The 19,460-nt window shown below is 75.6% G+C and carries 16 protein-coding genes; 5 read left to right on the top strand and 11 right to left on the bottom strand.

Annotated elements, in window-relative coordinates; genetic code table 11:
• Positions 1–26 precede the first annotated feature (26 nt).
• Entirely contained in the window at positions 27–1,139 is a 1,113-nt protein-coding gene (locus ACGF7U_RS24650; RefSeq protein ID WP_393110386.1) for a LacI family DNA-binding transcriptional regulator, read from the top strand.
• Between the two features lie 64 nt (positions 1,140–1,203).
• A complete protein-coding gene (locus tag ACGF7U_RS24645) occupies positions 1,204–2,880 on the top strand; it encodes an alpha-amylase family glycosyl hydrolase (RefSeq protein WP_393110597.1) in 1,677 nt (558 codons plus the stop codon).
• A gap of 26 nt (positions 2,881–2,906) precedes the next feature.
• On the opposite strand, the gene ACGF7U_RS24640 is transcribed toward ACGF7U_RS24645, so the two are convergent.
• The 4 genes from ACGF7U_RS24640 to xylA form a co-directional block, all read right to left on the bottom strand.
• A complete protein-coding gene (locus ACGF7U_RS24640) occupies positions 2,907–4,358 on the bottom strand; it encodes an MFS transporter (RefSeq protein WP_393110384.1) in 1,452 nt (483 codons plus the stop codon).
• Between the two features lie 62 nt (positions 4,359–4,420).
• Positions 4,421–5,530 carry a DUF5925 domain-containing protein gene (locus tag ACGF7U_RS24635; RefSeq protein WP_393110382.1) on the bottom strand — a complete coding sequence of 370 codons (1,110 nt, stop codon included), beginning with the start codon at positions 5,528–5,530 and terminating at the stop codon, positions 4,421–4,423.
• Between the two features lie 40 nt (positions 5,531–5,570).
• Entirely contained in the window at positions 5,571–7,034 is a 1,464-nt protein-coding gene (xylB, locus tag ACGF7U_RS24630) for a xylulokinase (protein WP_393110380.1), read from the bottom strand.
• A gap of 12 nt (positions 7,035–7,046) precedes the next feature.
• Positions 7,047–8,234 (bottom strand): xylose isomerase, encoded by a 1,188-nt coding sequence (xylA, locus tag ACGF7U_RS24625; protein ID WP_393110378.1) that lies wholly within the window; start codon positions 8,232–8,234, stop codon positions 7,047–7,049.
• Positions 8,235–8,283: 49 nt separating this feature from the next.
• On the opposite strand from xylA, the gene ACGF7U_RS24620 reads away from it, so the two are divergent.
• Together ACGF7U_RS24620 and ACGF7U_RS24615 are read left to right on the top strand one after the other, a co-directional pair.
• Positions 8,284–9,549, top strand: a complete 1,266-nt coding sequence (locus ACGF7U_RS24620; RefSeq protein ID WP_393110594.1) for an ROK family protein — start codon at positions 8,284–8,286, stop codon at positions 9,547–9,549.
• A gap of 130 nt (positions 9,550–9,679) precedes the next feature.
• The gene (locus tag ACGF7U_RS24615; protein WP_393110376.1) at positions 9,680–11,335 is read left to right on the top strand and encodes a SpoIIE family protein phosphatase; all 1,656 of its coding nucleotides are present in this window, start codon (positions 9,680–9,682) and stop codon (positions 11,333–11,335) included.
• 62 nt (positions 11,336–11,397) lie between these two features.
• Here the strand turns inward: ACGF7U_RS24615 and ACGF7U_RS24610 are convergent, their stop codons facing one another.
• On the bottom strand, positions 11,398–11,976 hold the full coding sequence (locus ACGF7U_RS24610; RefSeq protein WP_393110374.1) for a MarR family winged helix-turn-helix transcriptional regulator: 579 nt from the start codon (positions 11,974–11,976) through the stop codon (positions 11,398–11,400).
• Between the two features lie 57 nt (positions 11,977–12,033).
• Here ACGF7U_RS24610 and ACGF7U_RS24605 point away from each other — a divergent pair, with 57 nt between their 5' ends.
• The gene (locus tag ACGF7U_RS24605) at positions 12,034–13,161 is read left to right on the top strand and encodes a PP2C family protein-serine/threonine phosphatase (RefSeq protein ID WP_393110372.1); all 1,128 of its coding nucleotides are present in this window, start codon (positions 12,034–12,036) and stop codon (positions 13,159–13,161) included.
• Positions 13,162–13,172: 11 nt separating this feature from the next.
• Here the strand turns inward: ACGF7U_RS24605 and ACGF7U_RS24600 are convergent, their stop codons facing one another.
• The 6 genes from ACGF7U_RS24600 to ACGF7U_RS24575 form a co-directional block, all read right to left on the bottom strand.
• Positions 13,173–14,654 (bottom strand): sugar transferase, encoded by a 1,482-nt coding sequence (locus tag ACGF7U_RS24600; protein WP_393110370.1) that lies wholly within the window; start codon positions 14,652–14,654, stop codon positions 13,173–13,175.
• Between the two features lie 215 nt (positions 14,655–14,869).
• Positions 14,870–16,630, bottom strand: coding sequence for a substrate-binding domain-containing protein (locus tag ACGF7U_RS24595; protein ID WP_393110368.1), 1,761 nt, complete (start codon positions 16,628–16,630; stop codon positions 14,870–14,872).
• A gap of 133 nt (positions 16,631–16,763) precedes the next feature.
• Positions 16,764–17,801: a lactonase family protein gene (locus ACGF7U_RS24590; RefSeq protein WP_393110366.1), complete on the bottom strand. Its 1,038-nt coding sequence runs from the start codon at positions 17,799–17,801 to the stop codon at positions 16,764–16,766.
• 123 nt (positions 17,802–17,924) lie between these two features.
• Positions 17,925–18,527 carry an ATP/GTP-binding protein gene (locus tag ACGF7U_RS24585; RefSeq protein ID WP_393110364.1) on the bottom strand — a complete coding sequence of 201 codons (603 nt, stop codon included), beginning with the start codon at positions 18,525–18,527 and terminating at the stop codon, positions 17,925–17,927.
• The gene (locus ACGF7U_RS24580) at positions 18,508–18,897 is read right to left on the bottom strand and encodes a DUF742 domain-containing protein (RefSeq protein ID WP_393110362.1); all 390 of its coding nucleotides are present in this window, start codon (positions 18,895–18,897) and stop codon (positions 18,508–18,510) included. Before ACGF7U_RS24580 ends, ACGF7U_RS24585 begins: the two co-directional genes overlap by 20 nt.
• On the bottom strand, positions 18,887–19,309 hold the full coding sequence (locus tag ACGF7U_RS24575) for a roadblock/LC7 domain-containing protein (RefSeq protein WP_393110360.1): 423 nt from the start codon (positions 19,307–19,309) through the stop codon (positions 18,887–18,889). The genes ACGF7U_RS24580 and ACGF7U_RS24575 overlap by 11 nt, the downstream gene beginning before the upstream one ends.
• Positions 19,310–19,460: the final 151 nt, after the last annotated feature.

The following is a 19,460-nucleotide window of genomic DNA, read 5'->3' as shown; positions in this document are numbered from 1 at the left end:
AGCCGGCGCGAAGCGGGGGTACCACCGTGACGAGGATCGATGATGTGGCTCGCCTGGCCGGCGTCTCCACGGCCACCGTCTCGCGGGCGCTGCGCGGGCTCCCGACGGTCTCGGCCGCGACCCGGCGGCGGGTGCTCGCGGCGGCCGAGCAACTGGAGTACGCCGTCTCGCCGAGCGCCTCGCGGCTGGCCGGCGGACGGACCGGCACGATCGCGGTCGTGGTCCCCCGGATCACCCGGTGGTTCTTCGCCACCGTCGTGGAGGCCGTCGAGGAGTTCGTCCACCAGTCGGGCTACGACCTGCTGCTGCACAACCTCGGCGGGCGGGAGCAGACCCGCCAGCGGGTGCTGCACACCGCCAACCTGCACAAGCGGGTGGACGCGATCATGCTGGTCGCCACGCCGCTGCGACCCGCCGACCTGACCGCGCTGGCGAAGCTGGAGCTGTCCGGGGTGACCGTCAGCTCCGGCACGGTGGTCCCGGGCTGGCCCTGCGTACGCATCGACGACGTGGACGCCGCCCGGACCGCCACCCGGCACCTGCTCGACCTGGGCCACCGCCGGATCGCGCACATCTCCGGCGACCCCGACGACGAGCTGGCCTTCACCACCCACCTCGACCGGCGACAGGGCTGGCGGGACGCGCTGCGCGAGGCCGGCCTCGACCCGGACCCGGCCCTGGACGTCGAGTCGCAGTTCACCATCGACGGCGGCACGCGGGCCGCCGAGGAGCTGCTCCGGCGCGGCGAGCCCCCGACGGCGATCTTCGCGGCCTGCGACGAGATGGCGATGGGGGCGATGACGGCACTGCGCGACGCCGGCCTGCGGGTGCCGCAGGACGTCAGCGTGATCGGCGTCGACGACCACGACCTGGCCCGCGTCGTCGGGCTGAGCACGATCGCCCAGCCCGCGGCGGAACAGGGCCGGCTCGCCGCGCAGATGCTCCTCGACCCGCTCGTCGGCCGGCGGCTGGAGGCGCCCGCCGCCACCGCCCACCACGGCGTCGACCCCACCGCCGGCGGCGCGGGACCCGGCCGGCGCCAGCCGGCCGCGCGCGACGGCGACACGCCCGAGACGCCCGTGATCCTGCCCACTCACCTGATCGTGCGTGAATCGACCGCGCCGCCCCGGGCACACTGACGGGGACCGCGGACGTTTCCGGCACCAGCACCCGACTGCACCGCTCGACACACGGGAGAAGGCCCTGAACAGCAACGCGACCCACCAGGACACGCCCACCGACCCGGCCACCGGTTGGTGGACCAGGGCCGTCATCTACCAGATCTACCCGCGATCCTTCGCCGACTCGGACGGCGACGGGATCGGCGACCTGCCCGGCATCACCGCCCGCCTCGACCACCTCGTCGAGCTGGGCGTCGACGCGGTCTGGCTGTCACCGTTCTACCCGTCGCCCCAGGCCGACGCCGGGTACGACGTGGCCGACTACCGCGACGTCGACCCGCTCTTCGGCAGCCTCGCCGACGCGGACCGGCTGATCGCCGAGGCGCACGCGCGCGGCCTGCGGGTGATCGTCGACCTGGTGCCCAACCACACCTCGTCGGCGCACAAGTGGTTCACCGCGGCGCTCGCCGCCGCCCCGGGCAGCCCGGAGCGCGACCGGTACGTCTTCCGGGACGGCCGGGGGCCGGACGGCGCCCAGCCGCCGAACGACTGGCAGAGCGTCTTCGGCGGGCCGGCGTGGACCCGCATCACCGAGGCCGACGGCCGCCCCGGCCAGTGGTACCTGCACCTGTTCGACACCGGCCAGCCCGACCTCAACTGGGACAACGCCGAGGTCCGCGCGGAGTTCCTGGACGTGCTGCGGTTCTGGCTGGACCGGGGGGTGGACGGCTTCCGGGTCGACGTGGCGCACGGCCTGATCAAGCAGGCCGACCTGGCCGACTGGCAGGAGCCGCAGGAGATCCTCTCCGGCCGGGAGGTCGACAAGCCCCGCCCGCCGATGTGGGACCAGGACGGCGTACACGACATCTACCGGGAGTGGCGCCGGCTGCTGGACGGCTACCCGGGCCAGCGGATCCTGGTCGCCGAGGCGTGGGTCGAGCCGGCCGAGCGGCTGGCCCGGTACGTGCGCCCCGACGAGATGCACCAGGCGTTCAACTTCGAGTACCTGCTGGCCTCGTGGACCGCGCCCGCCCAGTACGCGGTGATCACCCGCTCGCTGGAGGCCACCGACGCGGTCGGCGCCCCGACCACCTGGGTGCTGTCCAACCACGACGTGGTCCGGCACGCCTCCCGCCTGGGCCTGCCCGTGGGCGGCAAGCGGCCCAACGGCATCGGCATCGGCGACCCGCAGCCGGACGCCGCGCTCGGCCTGCGCCGGGCCCGGGCGGCCACCCTGCTGATGCTCGCGCTGCCCGGCTCGGCCTACCTCTACCAGGGCGAGGAGCTGGGCCTGCCGGAGCACACCACGATGCCCGACGAGGCCCGGCAGGACCCGACCTGGGCGCGCAGCGGCCACACCGAGCGGGGCCGGGACGGCTGCCGCGTGCCGATCCCGTGGGAGGCCGACGCCCCGTCGTACGGCTTCGGGCCGACCGACGCGAGCTGGCTGCCGCAGCCGCCGGTCTGGGCGGAGCGCGCCCTGGACCGCCAGCGGGACGTGCCCGGCTCGACGTACGAGCTGTACCGGACGGCGCTGCGGCTGCGCCGCGAGCACGGCCTCGGCGCGGGCACGCTGCAGTGGCTCGCCACCGGGGACGAGGTGCTCTCGTTCCGCAACGGCGGGCTGACGGTGCTGACCAACTTCGGCGCCGCGGCCGTGCCGCTGCCCGCCGGCGGCGAGCTGGTGCACGCCAGCGCCCCGCTGGACGAGAACGGCGCCGTGCCCACCGACGTGACGGTCTGGGTCCGGACGGGCTGACGGGTGCGAGGGGCTCCCCGCCGGCGCTACGCGTCGACGGGGGGCCCCTCACGCACCGCCCGCCCGGCGCGTTCGTGCAGAAGGTCGTGGACGTCGGCGATGTCCTTCGGCGAGGTCCGCGAGGCCAGCCAGTACATGATCCCGGTGGGGATGAAGAAGAGCTGGAAGGCGGCCAGCCCGACGGCGTAGTTCAGCGGCGGCGGGAAGGCCGCCCGCAGCCCGTGGAAGGCGACCCCGACCAGCCCGTTGCCGGCCGCCCGGCCCACGCCGTTGACCAGGTTGCCGAGGCTGTAGACGGTGCCCCGGTGCTCGGGCGGGTTGACGTCGGCGATCAGGGCGAACCAGTTCGGCGAGTTCGCCGACGTCAGCGCCAGCGCCACCACGGCGGTGAGCAGGCTCAGCCCGACCGTCGGCTCGGTGACCACGCTGGCCAGCACCGCCTGGACCACCGTCCCCGCCCCGGCGCCGTCGGGCACGTCGATGCGTACCGGCACGAAGAAGAGCACCAGGTAGAACGGCAGCGCCGCGAGGATGCCGACCGCCGCGACCATCGCCCGGCCCCGGGGCGTACGGCGTTGCAGGGCGTCGCCGACCAGCCCGCCGACGATGGAGAGCACCCCGCCGAGCTGGAACAGGGTCGCGAAGACACTGCCCACGACCACCGCGGTGGCGGCGGAGTAGCCCTGGTCCTCAGCCCGCTCGGCGAAGAGCACCGGCAGCCAGACCAGCGACCCGAAGGCCGCCTGGGCGGTCAGCCCCTGCAGGATCAGCCACCGGTTCGTCCGCCGGCCGAGGATCCTCGGCAGGTCCGCCCGGCTGATCCGGTAGTCGTACTCGGCGCCGGTGGCGAGCGCGTCGGCCAGCTCCGGTTCGCTCTGGCCGCGCCGGATGTCGTAGGTGAGCAGGTACGCGGCGGTCGCCACCAGGCCGACCACGGTCAGCGCCAGGAACGGCCGCCGCCAGTCGGCCGCCCCGAGCAGCCCGCCGACCAGCGTGCCGGCCAGCGTGCCGACGCCCTGGGACAGCCCCCAGAAGCTCATCACCAGCCCGCGACGGCGGGGCGAGATCAGGTCGGTGACGACCGAGAACCCGACCGACCCGACCGCGCCCAGCCCGACCGCCGCCACGAGCTGCGCGGCCAGGAAGGCGGGGTAGTTCGCCGCGACCGCGCTGCCGCCGGTGCCGAGCGCCCAGATCAGGGTGCCGACCATCAGCAGCGGCTTGCGGTTCGCGCGGTCGCCGACGTACGCCCAGCCCACCGCGGCCACCGCGCTGGCCAGGAAGCTCACGGCGGTGACCAGGCCGAGCAGCCGCCGCGGCACGTCGAAGGCGTCGGCGATCGGCCCGTACAGCGGGGGCACCAGGCCGATCGCCACGTTGTCCAGCGAGGCGAGCAGCACGAAGACCACGACGCTGTAGAACCGGTGCGCGGCCGACCCGCCCCACGCCCGCGCCGGCCCGCCCCTGATCAACGTCATGTGCGGCAGCCAACCAGGGTCAGGTCACGAGCGGGTGAAGGCGCGCGGGCGCGCCGGGCGGCTCAGAGGTAGCCGCCGATCGCGGGCGTGGCCGTGGGCGTGGCGGGCGCGCCCGCCCGCAGCGCGTACAGCTCGGCGAGCGTGGCGCCCCGGGGCGGCACCCCCGCCGACGTGCCCAGCCAGCCGGTCGCCTCCTCGTACGACAGCGGGCCCACCTCGATCCGGGCCAGGCAGCGCCCCGGGCGGACCACCGCCGGGTGCAGCCGGGACAGGTCCTCGTTCGTGGTGATCGCGACCAGCACGTCGCGCCCCTGCCCCAGCAGCCCGTCGGTCAGGTTGAGCAGTCGGGACAGCGCCTGGCCGGCGGCCTGCTTCGCCTCGCCCCGGATCAGCTCGTCGCAGTCCTCCAGGATGAGCAGCCGCCACCGGCGCGTCCCCTGCTCGCCGTCCTCGTCCCCGACCGCCACCTCGGACAGGTACGCCGGGTCCGCGAAGAGCACGTCCGGGTCGAGCACGGCGTCGACCTGGCACCAGTCGCGCCACTCGCGGGCGAGGGCGCGCAGCGCCGTGGTCTTTCCCGTGCCGGGCGCGCCGTGCAGGAGCACCAACCGGCCGGCGAGGTGCGCCGGGGTGGTGGCCATCAGCGCGTCGAGCGCGGTGCGCGCCCCGGCGGCGTAGTTGGGCCGGATCTGCGCCCACTCCGGCGCGGCGATGGACCGCACGTCCCGCTGGCTGCCGCGGCGCGGATTCTGGTGCCAGAAGCCGATCCGGCCGGCGCCCGGATCCTCCGGCTCGGCGGCGCCGTCGACGATCCGGTCGAGGGCCGCCCGGCCGACCTCCTCGGTCACCGCCGTGACCGTCACCTCGGCGCCCCGCCCCTTCCAGGTGACCACCCGGGCCGTCCAGCCGTCGCCGGCCAGCAGGCGGGACCGTTGCCGGTTCTCCACGGCCGTCCGCACCAGCCGCCCGTCAGGGGCGGTCAGCGGCGCGTCGGGGCGCACCCGGGAGAGCCGGACCGTGTGCGACCAGGGGTGCCGGCCGGTGACGAAGTCCGCCAGGACCAGCGCGTCGATGACGTCGCAGGGGGTGTCCGCGTCGTCGTACTGGAGCATCGAGGGGATGCCGGTCCCGACGGTTCCGGGCGGCTCGTCCGCTGCGGGGGTGGTTCGCATCCGTCGATGATCGCCAGCCGGGGTCCGCCCGTACAGTCGTTTACCCCTCGCCGGCCGGGGCGCGGTCGAGCCGGTCGAGGAAGCGGTCGCGGGCGGCGGCGTACCGCTCGCGGACGGCGGGAACGGGCGCGGCGGCGTACTCCTCGGTGCCCCGGACCGACCAGGTGGGGGGCGCCGCGCCGCCGAGGGCGACCCAGGCCGCCTGGCGGGCGGCGCCGTCGGCGACGTACTCACCCGGCGGCGGGACGACCACCGGCACCCCGAGGACCTCGGGCGCGATCCGGCGCACCGCCGCCGAGCGGGCTCCCCCGCCGACCAGGATCACCCGGCGCACCGTGGCGCCCTGGGCGGTGAGCGCGTCGAGCCCGTCGGCGAGGGCGCAGAGCAGTCCCTCGACGGCGGCGCGGGCCAGGTGGGCCGGGGTCGAGGTGCGCAGGGTGAGCCCGTGCACGGCGCCGGTCGCCAGCGGCCGGTCGGGGGTCCGCTCGCCCTCCAGGTAGGGCACCACGACGAGCCCGTCCGCGCCGGCGGGGGCGGAGAGCGCCAGCGCGGCCAGCTCGGCCAGGTCGACCCGGAGCAGCGCCGCGGCGGCGTCGAGCACCCGGGCGGCGTTCAGCGTGCAGACCAGCGGCAGGAAACGGCCGGTGGCGTCGGCGAAGCCGGCGACCGTGCCGGTCGGGTCGGCGGCGGGGGCGTCGGCGACGCTGAAGACGGTGCCGGAGGTGCCGATCGAGACCACCACGTCGCCCGGCCCCGCGCCGACGCCGAGCGCGGCGGCGGCGTTGTCCCCGCTGCCGGGGCCGAGCAGGCCCCCGTCGGGCAGCCGGCCGGCGGGGAGGGCGTCGGGGCGCACCGCGCCGGCCGGGTCCGCCGGGCCGAGCACGGCCGGCACGTGCGGACGTCGGCCGAAGGCCCGCTCCAGCAGGTCGAGCCGGTAGTCGCCGGTGGCCGGGGACCAGTAGCCGGTGCCGCTGGCGTCGCCCCGGTCGGTGTGCAGCGCGGCCAGGCCGGGCGCGCCGGCCAGCCGCCAGGTCAGCCAGTCGTGCGGCAGGCAGACGGCCGCCACCCGGGCGGCGCGCTCCGGCTCGTGCCGGGCCAGCCAGCGCAGCTTCGTGACGGTGAAGCTGGCCACCGGCACGCTGCCGACCGCGTCCGCCCAGAACCGGCGGCCGGCCGCCCCGCCGCCGGCCTCCTCGACCAGCTCGGCGGCGGCCCCGGCGGAGCGGGTGTCGTTCCACAGCAGCGCGGGCCGGACGACGGCGCCCGCCTCGTCGAGGCAGACCATGCCGTGCTGCTGGCCGGCGACGGAGACCGCCGCCACGTCGGTCAGCCCGCCGGCGTCGTCGACCGCCGCGGCCAGCGCGGACCACCACGCCGACGGGTCGACCTCGGTGCCGTCCGGGTGCGGCGCCCGGCCCTGCCGGAGCAGGGCGCCGGTCTCCGCGTCCCGGACGACCACCTTGCAGGACTGGGTCGAGGAGTCGAACCCCGCGACGAGCGGCATCTCCGGCTGCCTTCAGCGCGCGCCGAGCAGGTGCTCGACGGCGAGCTGGTTGAGCCGGACGAAGCCGAAGCCCCGGGCGGCGACCGCGTCGACGTCCAGCTCCTCGAAGGCGGAGCGGTCGGCGAGCAGTTCGGCGTAGCCCTCCCCGGGCGCCAGCGTCGGGGTGCTCAGCTCGGCGACCTTCGCGGCGGCCAGCGCCTCGGCCACCTCCGGGTCCGCCCGGAAGGCCGCCGCCCGCTCCCTGAGCAGGAGATAGGTGCGCATGTTCGCCTCCGCCGACGCCCAGACGCCGGTCATGTCCTCGGTGCGCGACGGCTTGTAGTCGAAGTGCCGGGGGCCGTCGTAGGCGGGCCCGCCGCCGGGACCGCCGTGCTCCAGCAGGTCGACCAGGGCGAACGCGTTGAGCAGGTCGCCGTGGCCGAAGACCAGGTCCTGGTCGTACTTGACGCCGCGCTGGCCGTTGAGGTCGATGTGGAACAGCTTGCCCTGCCAGAGTGCCTGGGCGATGCCGTGGGCGAAGTTCAGCCCGGCCATCTGCTCGTGCCCCACCTCGGGGTTGAGGCCGACCAGGTCCGGGTGGGCGAGGGTGGAGATGAAGGCGAGCGCGTGCCCGACGGTGGGCAGCAGGATGTCGCCCCGCGGCTCGTTCGGCTTGGGCTCCAGCGCGAAGCGCAGGTCGTAGCCGCGGTCGAGGACGTACTGGCAGAGCAGGTCGACCGCCTCCCGGTAGCGGTCCAGCGCGGCGCGGACGTCCTTGGCGAGGTCGTACTCGGCGCCCTCGCGGCCACCCCACATCACGAAGGTGCGGGCGCCCAGCTCCGCGGCGAGGTCGACGTTGCGCAGCACCTTGCGCAGCGCGTAGCGCCGGACGTCGCGGTCGTTGCTGGTGAAGCCGCCGTCCTTGAACACCGGGTGGGCGAACAGGTTCGTGGTCACCATGGGCACCACCAGGCCGGTCTCGTCGAGCGCCTTGCGGAACCGGGCGACGTGCTGGTCGCGGGTGGCGGCGTCCGCGCCGAAGGGCACCAGGTCGTCGTCGTGGAAGGTGATCCCGTACGCCCCGAGGCCGGCGAGCCGGTGCACCGCCTCGACCGGGTCGAGCGCGGGCCGGGTGGCGTCGCCGAACGGGTCGCGGGCCTGCCAGCCCACCGTCCAGAGGCCGAAGGAGAACTTGTCGGCGGGAGTGGGACGGGGTGCCATGGCAGACCTCCGGGGGTGTCGTCCGCTATTTGTTCAGTGGTTGAATTATTTGGCCGGCCTGTGGCAGTGTCAAGGGGTGACCCGACCCGACGCCCCGCCCGGGCCGGTACGGCAGGGCAGCCTGCGCGAGTGGAACCTCGCCGTGGTGCTCGGCCGGATCGCCGCCGCCGACCGCCCGCCGTCCCGGGCCGAGCTGGCCGCCGCGACCGGCCTGACCCGGGCCACCGTCTCGGCGGTGGTGGAGGACCTGCTGGCCGGCCGGCTGGTGCGCGAGGCGGAGCCGACGCCGCGCACCGGCGCGGGCCGGCCGTCCCGGGGCCTGGTGCTCGCCGCCGACGGCCCGGCCGGGCTCGGCCTGGAGGTCAACGTCGACTACCTGGCCGCCTGCGTGGTCGACCTCGCCGGCCGGGTCCGCCATCACACCGTGCACCGCGCCGACCTCCGGCCGGTCTCCCCCGCCGAGGCCGTCGCCCGGCTCGCCGGCCTGGCCGCCCGGGCCCGCGCCGACGCGGAACGCGAAGGGCTCACGCTGGCCGGCGCGGCCCTCGCGGTGCCCGGCCTGGTGGACGACGCCGGGCTGGTCCGCCTCGCGCCGAACCTGGGCTGGCGTGACGTGCCCGTCCCCGCGCTCCTCGACGGACACCCGCCGCTGACCGCGCACGTCGACGGGGTGCCACCGCTGGTCGTGGAGAACGAGGCCAACCTCGCCGCGCTGGGCGAGCTGCACGCCGGACCGCCCGGCCCGGTGAGCTTCCTGCACATCTCCGGCGAGGTCGGCATCGGCGCCGGGATCGTCCTGGACGGTGCCCTGTTCCGGGGGGCGCGCGGCTGGAGCGGCGAGATCGGTCACATCCCGGTCCACCCGGACGGGCGGCCGTGCCGGTGCGGCGGCCGGGGCTGCCTGGAGACGTACGCCGGGCAGGAGGCGATCCTCGCGGCGGCCGGTCTGGCCGGCGCGCACCTCCCGGCGGACACCGCCACGACCCGGCTGGCCGAGCTGGCCGCGGCCGACGACCCGGCCGTGTCGCGCGCCCTGGCCGACGCCGGGAACGCCCTCGGGGTCGCGGTGGCCGGCGTGGTGAACCTGCTGGACCTGGACACCGTGGTGCTCGGCGGCGGATACGCGCCGCTGGCGCCCTGGCTCCGCCCGCCGGTCCTCGCCGAGGTCTCCCGCCGGGTGCTCACCGCGGCCTGGTCGCCGGTCACCGTGCGTCCCGCGGCGCTCGGCGGCGCCGCCGCGGCCGTCGGCGGGGCCGGCTCCGTGGTGCGCCGGATCCTCGCCCGCCCGGCCGGCTGGCTGGCCCGTCAGCCCTGATCCCGACTCGCTCCGATGGGCGTCCGGCGACCGCCTCGGTACGCTTGCCCCCAGGCAACGACCCCCCATCCGAGGAGTGCACGACCAGCATGCGCACAGGTCGACAGACCTTGGCGCCCGGCGAGCGGCGGTGACCACCGCCCGTCGCGGCGGGGTGGGCGGCGACGGGCGGCCCGGCCCCGGCGACCCCCCGTGCTCCCCCGACGACGCGCTGCCGGCCGACTCCCCGCTCGCCCGCGAACTGCTCGACGGGCTCACCGAGGCGATCGTGACGACCGACGGGGCGGGTCGGGTGACGCTGGTCAACGCGATCGCGGCCGAACTCCTCCCCGAGGTCGTGCCGGGCACGGAGCTGCCGACCTGCGCCGTGGCGGCGGTCGCCCGGGCGGCCCGCGACGGGGCGGACGCCTTCGACGCCGCGCACCGGGGCCGCCGGCTGCGCGGCGTACGGCGGGACCTGGGCGCCGGGCGGCACGCGTGGTACGTGCGGGACGTCACCGAGGAGCACGCACGCGCCGAGGCGCTGCGCGCCGAGCGTTCCCGGACGGCGTTCCTCGCCCGGGCGGGTAGCCGCCTCGGGCTGACCCTGGACCGCGACCAGACGGTACGGGCGGCGGCGACGCTCCCCGTCCCCTACCTCGCCGACCTGGCCCTGGTGATCCACCTGCCGCCCTCGCCCGCCGAGAACCGGCCGCACTGGGTCCGGTACGCCGAGGGCGACCCGGCGCCGACGACCGGGCTCGCCCCGTGGTCGCTGGCCGGCACGCTGCCCGGCCTCGCCGAGGCGCTCGGCGGCGGGATCAGCGGCCCCGGTCCCTGGCCCGACCCGGAGCCCGCCGAGCTGGCCGCCGCGCTGCCGCCCGACGTCGGCCGGCCCGCCACGGTGCTGGTCAGCCCGATGCGCGGCCCCGCCGGCGCCCTGGTGCTGGCCCGCCGCGCCGGACGCCCCGGCTTCGACCGGCGGGACATCGAGCTGGCCCGGGAGTTCGCCGCGCGGGTCGGCGCCGCCCTCGGCGCGGCCGAGCTCTACGGCGAGCAGGTCCACCTCGCCCGGGTGCTGCAGAACAGCCTGCTCCCGCCCGACCTGCCGGCCGTACCGGGCGCCGCGCTCGCCGGCGGGTACCGGGCCGCCGGCGACCGGCTGCGCATCGGCGGCGACTTCTACGACGTGTTCCCGATCAGCGGCGGAGCGATGTTCGCCCTCGGCGACGTGTGCGGCAAGGGCGTCGGCGCGGCCGTCCTGACCGGGCGGGTCCGCCAGTCCCTGCAGACCCTGCGGCTGGTCGAGCAGCGGCCGCTGGAGCTGATCCGCCTGCTCGACCGCGCGCTCTTCGACGCCCCGGACGCGGCCCGGCGCAGCCAGTTCACCACCCTGCTGCTCGGCACGCTGGGCAGCGCCCCCGGCGGCGGGCTGACCGTCCGGGTCGCCGGGGGCGGCCACCCTCCTCCGCTGGTCGTACGCGCCGACGGCAGGGTCGCCCCGGTCCCGGTCGGCGGGATGCCGGTGGGTGCGCTGGCCGCCGCCCGGTTCGCCGAGGCGCAGGTCCGGCTCGCGCCCGGCGAGCTGCTGCTCGCGTACACCAACGGGGTGACCGAGGCGCGCGGCGGCTCCCGCGGCGGCAAGACGTTCGGCGACGAGCGGCTGCGAGCGGCGCTCGCCTCGGCAGCCGGGTTGGCCCCCGCCGCGCTGGTCGACCGGCTGCTGCGCCTGGTCGACGAGTGGCTGGACGGGCAGAGCCAGGACGACATCGCGATGCTCGCGGTGGCCGCGGCGCCCGACGTGTGACGGCGGTCGGCGGCCCGCACCACGTTCGGGCGGCCGACCGGCGGGGCCGACCGCCCCGCGGGTCAGGCCGTCCGGGCCACCCGCGGTTCCGCTGCGGGCCACTCCTGCGCCGGTAGCCCGACCGGACGCTCCGCCGGGCCGCCCGCGTCGAACCGGGGATGGGCCGGCTCGACGGACTGGACGGACGCGTCCCGGCGGCGCGCCGCCTCGTCGAACTCCCGCATGCCCCGCAGCAGCGCCTGCCGCCCCTCCGGGTCCATGTCGGCGAGGATCGCGGCGAGCTGCTGACGCCGGTCGTCGCGCAGCTCGGCCAGGAGCCGGTGCGCCTCCGGGGTTAGGTGCAGCGCGATCTCCCGCCGGTCGAGGCGGCCGGGCTCGCGTTCCAGCATGCCCGCGGCGACCAGCCGGTCGCAGAGCCGGCTGGCCGAGGAGAGCAGCATGTCGAGCCCGGTGGCCAGGCGGCGGAGGTTGATCCCGTCGTACTGCTCGACGAGCATGATCGCGCGCAACTGGGCACCGGAGACGCGGCTGGTCGTCCGCTCCCGCGCCGCCTCCCAGACGGTCAGGAGGGCACCGGCCACCGCGTCGAGCTCGGCAGCCATACTCGTCGGGGGCCCGGGGGGACCGTGCAGTTCCGCCATGGTGCGCCCGAGACTACTCCGAAACCGCTGGTGCGGGCTCGCGACCAAGGAGCGACGATGAGCGAACCGGTCAACCGGGCACGGCGGGCCCTCAACGAGGCGCCCGCCGAACTCCTGCTGGACCGGATCGCGGACGTCCTGGCCGCGTACGGCGTCACCCGGGTCGAGCTGTTGCAGGTCGACTACCGGCTGTCGGCTCTGCTGCCGCTCGCCGACGGGGAGGCGGTCACCGGCCCGGGGCACCCCGCCTGGCGCTGCTTCGACCACCAGACGCCGATCGTCGCCGACGGCACCGGGTACCTTCCGGTCTCGATGCGCGGGGAACGCCGGGGAGTGCTGCGGGTGGCGCCCGTGCCCGGCGACCGGGCGGCGCTCGGCGAGCTGGCGGAGATCGCCACCGCGTTGGCCCACGAGATCGCCGCGGTCACCGCCGGCACGGACCTGTACCGGACCGCGCGGCGCAGCCGGCGGCTCACCCTCGCCGCCGAGATGCAGTGGGAGATGCTGCCCGGCCGCAGCCGGATCCGCCCCTCGTTCAGCCTCGCGGGGCAGCTCGAACCGGCGTACGCGGTGCGCGGCGACAGCTTCGACTGGTCGGACGACGGTCAGCGGCTCTGGCTGTCCACCATCAACGGCACGGGCGAGGGCGTGGCCGCCTCGATGCTCACCTCGCTCGCCACGTACGCGCTGCGCAACGCCCGCCGGGCCGGGCTCGGCCTGGCCGACCAGGCGGCCCTCGCCGACCAGGCGATCTACGACCTGCACCGCGGCGACCGGCACCTCGCGGCGCTGCTGATGGAACTCGACCTGCGCTCGGGCGCCCTGACCGTGGTCGACGCCGGTTCCCCGCGCCTCGTGCTGCTGCGCGGCGGGGAGGTACGGGAGCTGCCGCTGGAGGCGCAGTTCCCGCTCGGCATGTTCGAGGCCACCGACTACCACGAGCAGCGCTTCGAGCTGTGCCGGGGCGACCGGATCTTCGTGGTCAGCGACGGCGTCATCGAGGCCACCGGGCAGGACGTCCGGTACGGCGAGACGGCGCTGGACCGGTTCCTGCGCCGGACCGGGCCGATGGAGCCGCTGGACGCGGTCCGCTCGCTGATCGGCGACCTGCGCGCGTTCGTCGCCGGTGACCTGGTCGACGACGCGGTGGTGGTGTGCCTGGACTGGACCGGCCCGCAGGACTGACGCCGGGCCGGTCAGTACGCCCCGCGGCTGTTGACCACCGCGCCGAACGTCTTCCAGAGGATCGTCAGGTCCGCCGCGAGCGACCAGTTCTCCACGTAGTAGAGGTCGAGCCGGATGCCGTCCTCCCAGCTGAGGTCGGACCGCCCGCTGACCTGCCAGAGCCCCGTCATGCCGGGCTTGACCAGCAGCCGCCGGGCCACGTCCCCGTCGTAGCGGGCCACCTCGGAGGGCAGCGGTGGGCGGGGGCCGACGAGGCTCATCTGCCCGAGCAGGACGTTGACCAGTTGCGGCAGCTCGTCCAGCGACCACTTGCGCAGCAGCCGGCCGACCCGGGTCACCCGGGGGTCGTCGCGCATCTTGAACATCAGGCCGTCGGTCTCGTTGCGGCAGGCCAGCTCCGCCAGCAGGGCGTCGGCGTTGACCACCATGGTGCGGAACTTGTAGACCCCGAACTCCCGGCCGCCCTGCCCGACCCGGGTCTGGCGGAACAACACCGGCCCCCGGCTGTCGAGCTTGATGGCCAGCGCGATGACGGCCAGCAGTGGCAGCAGCAGCGTCAGGGCCAGCGAGGAGGCCGCCCGGTCGACGAAGCCCTTGACCAGTTTGCGCGCCCCGCGGAACTCCGGCGCCTCGACGTGGATGAGGGGCAGGCCGGCGACCGGCCGGGTGTGGATGCGCGGGCCGGCGACGTCGGTCAGCGCCGGCGCCACCACCAGGTCGACGCCGGTGCCCTCCAACTGCCAGCCCAGCCGGCGCAGCCGGGTGGCGGTCAGCTCGCCGGAGGCGGTCACCGCGACGGTGTCCGCGCCGATGGCGGTTGCCGCCTCGGGGATGCCCCGGAACGAGCCGACCACCGGGACGTCGCCCAGTCGCTGGGCGACCGGGGCGAGCAGCGCGTCGGGGATGCACGCGCCGACCACCTGGTAGCCCGCGTACGGCTCGCGACGCAGGGTCTGCACCAGCTCCAGCACGTGCGCGGTGTCGCCGACCACCAGCACCTTCCGCGACCAGCCCGCGCCCCGGGACCGCGCCCGGTGCAGCCGTTTGCGCGCGGCGAAGCGGGCGACCTCGAGGCCGAGCGTGCCCACCGCGAACGAGATGGCCAGGAAGCCCCGGGAGACGCCCACCTCGGCGATGTAGGCGACGATCGCGATGCCGCCGGCGAGGCGCAGGCTCGCGGCGTTGACCCGGCGGTACTCGTCCGCACCGTAACCGAGGACCCGGTCGTCGTAGCAGCGCAGCACCCGCAGCGAGACCAGCCAGGCGAGGACCAGCCCGGGGGCCACCACGACGTACGGGATCTTCGAACCGCCGGGGGTCTCGTCCCCGAAGCGGGTCACGTAGCCGATGAGCACGGCGATGGTCAGGACCGTGGTGTCCAGCACCACGAGGGCCCGCACGTAGGCACGCTCGTCCGTGCGGGCCGCCGGCCCGGACCACTGGTCCGGCCTCGACGCCGCTCTGGCGGGGGTCAACAGCGTCGCCGAGGTCACCGGCCCTCCCCACTTCGCATGCCGACGGCCCTGTCGTCGGGCGGCCCGGATCGCGGGCCGGCGACGGAGCACTACGACATCCTGCCCCGACAACGGTGTTGGCCGACTGCTTCCGACGCATTGCCGTCACTTTCCCCGACGGATCCGTGTCCGCGGAAGGGCCCGCGTTACCGGATCCGGCGGGTGTGACGGGCCCTTGTGCCCTGCGTCGTTACTCAGGCCGGGGCCTTGCGCAGCGCGATCGCCTTGAGGAAGATGTCGCCGATCTTGGTCGGGTCCTCGGTGACGAAGGCACCGCCGCCGGTCACGTCGGTGATCGACTTCAGCTCGGCCTTGCTGACGTCGCCGCCGATACCGATGATCACGACCTGCACGGGCCGCTCCGGGTCCTTGATCTTGTTGAGCTCGGCCAGCAACCGCTGCTGGGTGATGCCGTCGGAGTCCTCGTTCTTGCCGTCGGTGAACAGCACGATCGAGTTGACCCGCCCGGGCTCCCAGTTGTCCTGCACCTTCTGGTACGCGGCCAGCACCGTGTCGTAGAGGCCGGTGCTGCCGCTGGAGGACCGGATCGAGCCGAGCGCCTGCTCCAGCTTGCCGCGCTGCCGGGACAGCGGCCCGATCGCGACCAGCTCCTGGTGGTCGCGGGAGCCGACCAGCTCCGTGGAGAACGTCCAGAGGCCGATCGACCAGGAGTCGTCGAAGAGGTTCAGCCCGCGCCGGGCCGCCTCCACGGTGACCTGCTGCCGGGTCGCGTTGCCGGCGTTCGGCACCTTCTCCTTCATGGAGCCGGAGACATCGATGACGGCGAGCATCCGACCGGACTGGGTGGCGATCGACCAACTGGAGATCGCGCGGTCCATGCTCTGCGGGTCGAGGCCACCGGTCGCCGCGGTGCCGCCGTTCGCCGGCGGCGCCGGCGCGCCACCGGCCGGGCTGGGCGCGCCCTGCGGCGCGTCGAAGCCCGCGCCCCAGTTGCCGTCCGGCGCCCGCAGCGACTGGGCCGCCAGCTTGTCGCGGAAGTCGTCGGTGGTGAGCACCTCGTAGAGCACCCGTGCCGCCGACGCCTTGGCCGGTTCGATGCCGGGCAGCACCGCGTACGGGTAGTCCAGCGGCGCGGGCGCCGGCTCCAGGTAGAGCGCGGCCAGCGGCACCGGCGGCTTCTTGCTGTTGTACTGGATCACGTCCTCTTCGGAGAGCGCCGCCGCGCCGAGGCTGCTGGCGATCGTCGTCGGGTCCGAAGCGGTCGGGAAGCGGGCGAGCAGGTCCGGCCGCAGCGCCGAGCGGTCGGTGGCCAGCGCCCGCAGCGCGGCGACCTTGTCCCGCTCGGCGTCCGGACCGCCGGAGGCGCCGGCGACGGCGGTCAGCGAGAGCAGGCCGGACAGGCCGGCGGCGTCCCGGGTGGGCTCGACGATCCCGGTGCGCAGCGGCTTGTCGCTCTGGACCTGCTGGAGGAGCTGGGCCCAGCTGAACTTCTTCTGCGGCCAGCCGAGGCGCGACGCCACCGGCTCCGGCATCGCCACGACCACGGGGCTGCGGGCGATGGACGCCCCGTTGCCCGGCTCGAAGGCGGTGGCGCCGCCGGTCTTGAGCCGCAGCAGCCAGGTCGAGGAGTCGGGCACCCAGACGTCCGGGCTGACCGCCGTGCCGCTGGCCTGCCCGACGCCGGCCAGGGTGACGCCGTGCTTGGCGGCGACCGTGGCGGCCACGTCCACCGGGTCGGTCGCCGAGACGTTCACCGCGATGCAGGTCCCGCCGACCGCGGCCCCGTCCTTCACCCACTGCGCGGCGGCCGCGTCGACGGCCGGGGCGAGCTCGGCGGCGACGGCGACCGACAGCTCGATCCTGCCGGAGCAGTCGCGTTGTGCCAGCTGCTGGTAGCCGAACCAGCCGCCCGCCGTTACGGCGAGCACGCCGACGGCAGCAGCGGCGGTAGCTGCGTGAACGTTGGAGCGCATGCGATGGCGGCCTGCTGACACGCTGACCATACTGCGGACCCGCCGAGGTGACTGCCACAACCGTTCGGACGAAAGTTACCGCAGCAGAAACAGTTGACCACCGAATTGTTGACGATGAGTGACCGTGTCGCCTCGACGCGTCGATCTAGGCTGGTCAGAGCAGGACGCAGGTGGGGCTGGGCACCGCCACCGGCTCCCCGACCGGGGCCGGGACGCCGGTCGCCGGGTCCACCCGGAAGACCCGGACCATGTCGGCCCGCTCGTCGGCGACGTAGAGGTGCTCCCCCGCCCGGGCGAAGTGCCGCGGCCACTCCCCGCCCGTGTCCACCTCGGCGACCAGCTCCGGCAGCTCGCCGGCCACGGCGAAGACCGCGACCGTGCCCACCCCCCGGTTCGCCACGTAGAGGAAGCGCCCGTCCGGGCCGACCGAAATCTCCGACGGCTGGACGTGCCCGGCCCGGTCGCTGGCGTCGACCCGACCCCGCTCGTGCAGCGCGCCCTCGGCGGTCAGCTCGTACGCGGTGACCGAGGCGTCCAGCTCCCCCGCCACCCAGCAGCGTCGGCCGTCGGGGTGCCGGCCCAGGTGCCGGGGGCCGGAGCCGGAGGCCGTGCGCACCCGGGGCGCCCGGGGCACCAGCCGGCCGGAGGCGGCGTCCAGGTCGTAGCGGTAGATCGAGTCGGTGCCGAGGTCGACCGCGAGCAGCGGGCCCCGGCCGGGGGCGGGGTTGACCATGTGGGCGTGGGCCCGCTCCTGCCGCTCCGGGTCCGGCCCGTGCCCCTCGTGCTCCACCAGGTCGCTGCGCTCGCCGGGCATCCCGTCCGGGTCGAGCGGGAACACCGCCACGCTGCCGCCGCCGTAGTTGGCCACGACGAGGTGGCCGCCGTCCGGGACGACCGCCAGGTGACAGGGCTCCGCGCCCCCGGTGGACCGGGTGCCGAGCGGGGTCAGGTCGCCGTCGGCGGCGACCCGGTAGGCGCTGACCTCCCCCTCGGGCAGCTCGTTGACCGCGTACAGCACCGGCAGCCGCGGGTGCCGGGCCAGGAAGGAGGGCGACGGGGTGACCGCGACGGCGCCGAGCGGGGACAACGCGCCGGAGCGTGGGTCCCGCCGCGCCGCGACGATGCCGCTGCCCCGGCCCCCGCTGTGTTCCGTGTAGCCGCCGATGTGGACGATCGCGCCCTGCTCCGTCACCGGATCCACCCTCCGCCGATTCCTCCGTCGATCCAACCAGAGGCTTCCCGCCGCGCCGTCCGCTTAGTCCCGAAAGCGGCGCCGAATCGCACCGGCCCGTCGCCACGGGCCCCGCCGTCGGGCTCAGGCCGCCGGCACCGGCTCGCCGCGCTGCCGGGCCACGTGCTCGACCAGGGCGATCAGCACCTCCTTGCCGGACTGCCGGTCCCGCGCGTCGCAGAGCACCAGCGGCACGTCCGGGTCGAGGTCCAGCGCCTGGCGTACGGACTCGAGGTTGAACCGGCGGGCGCCGTCGAAGCAGTTCACGCCCACCACGAACGGGACGCCCCGCTGCTCGAAGTAGTCGATCGACGGGAAGCAGTCCGCCAGCCGGCGGGTGTCGGCGAGCACCACCGCGCCGAGCGCGCCGAAGGCCAGCTCGTCCCAGAGGAACCAGAACCGGTCCTGCCCCGGCGTGCCGAACAGGTAGACCTGGAGGTCGTCGTTGATCGTGATCCGGCCGAAGTCCATCGCCACCGTCGTGGTCGACTTCGCCTCGACGCCCGACAGGTCGTCGGTGCCGATACCGGCCCCGGTCAGTACCTCCTCGGTCTGCAGCGGCCGGACCTCGCTGAGCGCGCTCACCAGCGTCGTCTTGCCGGCGCCGAAGCCTCCCGCGATCAGGATCTTCAGCGCGAGCGGGATCCGGGTGCCGGATCCGGCCCGGTCATAACGCACGGAGTCCACTGACCACCGCCTTGAGGATGTCGTCGTCGGGCAGGTAGGCGGCGACCGTGGGCTGGTGCACCGCGACCAGCCCCTTGGCCAGCAGGTCGCCGAGGAGGACGCGGACCACGCCGAGCGCGAGGTCGAGTTCGGCCGCCACTTCGGCGACGGGGACCGGGTGGGCCGCCAGCGACACGATGCGCCGGTGCTCCGGTTGCAGCTCCGGATGGGCGGCCGGGTCGGCGCCCGGTTCCGCCAGCACGTACGCGACCAGGTCGAAGCCACCCGCGGACGACCGCACCCGGCCGCCGGTGAGGGTGTAGGGCCGCACCACGGGGCCGGCGTCGTCGTCGAGCCACTCGTGCTGCGGACCGGGGGACTCAGCCCGCATCGGCGACCCCCGCCGTCGACCGGGCCGGGGCGCTCAGGTACTCCCCCACCCGGGTGACCAGCATCGCCATCTCGTACGCCACCAGGCCGATGTCCGCGTCCGCGTCGCTCACCACGGCCAGGCAGGCGCCCTGCCCGGCGGCGGTGACGAAGAGGTACGCCGACTCCATCTCCACGACGGTCTGCCGGACCGCCCCGCCGGTCACGTGCCGGCTCGCGCCCCGGGCCAGGCTGGAGAAGCCGGACGCCAGCGCGCAAAGGTGCTCGGCGTCGGCGCGGTCCAGGCCGGCGGAGGAGCCGAGCAACAGCCCGTCGGCCGACAGCACCACCGCCTGTCGGGCGGGCGGCACCCGCTCCACCAGATCGTCGAGCAACCAGGCGAGATCGGCGCTCTGCCTCGTCGGATGCAGCATCAGGCGTCCCTCTCAGTCACGGTCACGGGGTCGGGGTCCGCCGGCGCCTCGGCCGGCATCGGGGTCGGGGCGGGGCCCGGGGTCGGGATCGGCGTCGCGGCCGGGGTCGGGGGCGCCTTCGGTGTCGGGTCCGTGGTCCGCTCCGGTGCGG

The organism is Micromonospora sp. NPDC047670 (assembly GCF_043204915.1).
GTDB lineage: Bacteria > Actinomycetota > Actinomycetes > Mycobacteriales > Micromonosporaceae > Micromonospora.
Note: the sequence above shows the minus strand (reverse complement) of the source record. Positions and strands in the feature narration are given on the sequence as shown.

What these genes read in the sequence shown, in the direction of transcription:
- ACGF7U_RS24580 (WP_393110362.1), bottom strand. Translation starts at nt 18,897, where the DNA reads ATGCGGGCTGAGTCCCCCGGTCCGCAGCACGAGTGGCTCGACGACGAC.
- xylA (WP_393110378.1), bottom strand. Translation starts at nt 8,234, where the DNA reads ATGGCACCCCGTCCCACTCCCGCCGACAAGTTCTCCTTCGGCCTCTGG.
- ACGF7U_RS24610 (WP_393110374.1), bottom strand. Translation starts at nt 11,976, where the DNA reads ATGGCGGAACTGCACGGTCCCCCCGGGCCCCCGACGAGTATGGCTGCC.
- ACGF7U_RS24575 (WP_393110360.1), bottom strand. Translation starts at nt 19,309, where the DNA reads ATGCTGCATCCGACGAGGCAGAGCGCCGATCTCGCCTGGTTGCTCGAC.
- xylB (WP_393110380.1), bottom strand. Translation starts at nt 7,034, where the DNA reads ATGCCGCTCGTCGCGGGGTTCGACTCCTCGACCCAGTCCTGCAAGGTG.
- ACGF7U_RS24605 (WP_393110372.1), top strand. Translation starts at nt 12,034, where the DNA reads ATGAGCGAACCGGTCAACCGGGCACGGCGGGCCCTCAACGAGGCGCCC.
- ACGF7U_RS24635 (WP_393110382.1), bottom strand. Translation starts at nt 5,530, where the DNA reads ATGCGAACCACCCCCGCAGCGGACGAGCCGCCCGGAACCGTCGGGACC.
- ACGF7U_RS24640 (WP_393110384.1), bottom strand. Translation starts at nt 4,358, where the DNA reads ATGACGTTGATCAGGGGCGGGCCGGCGCGGGCGTGGGGCGGGTCGGCC.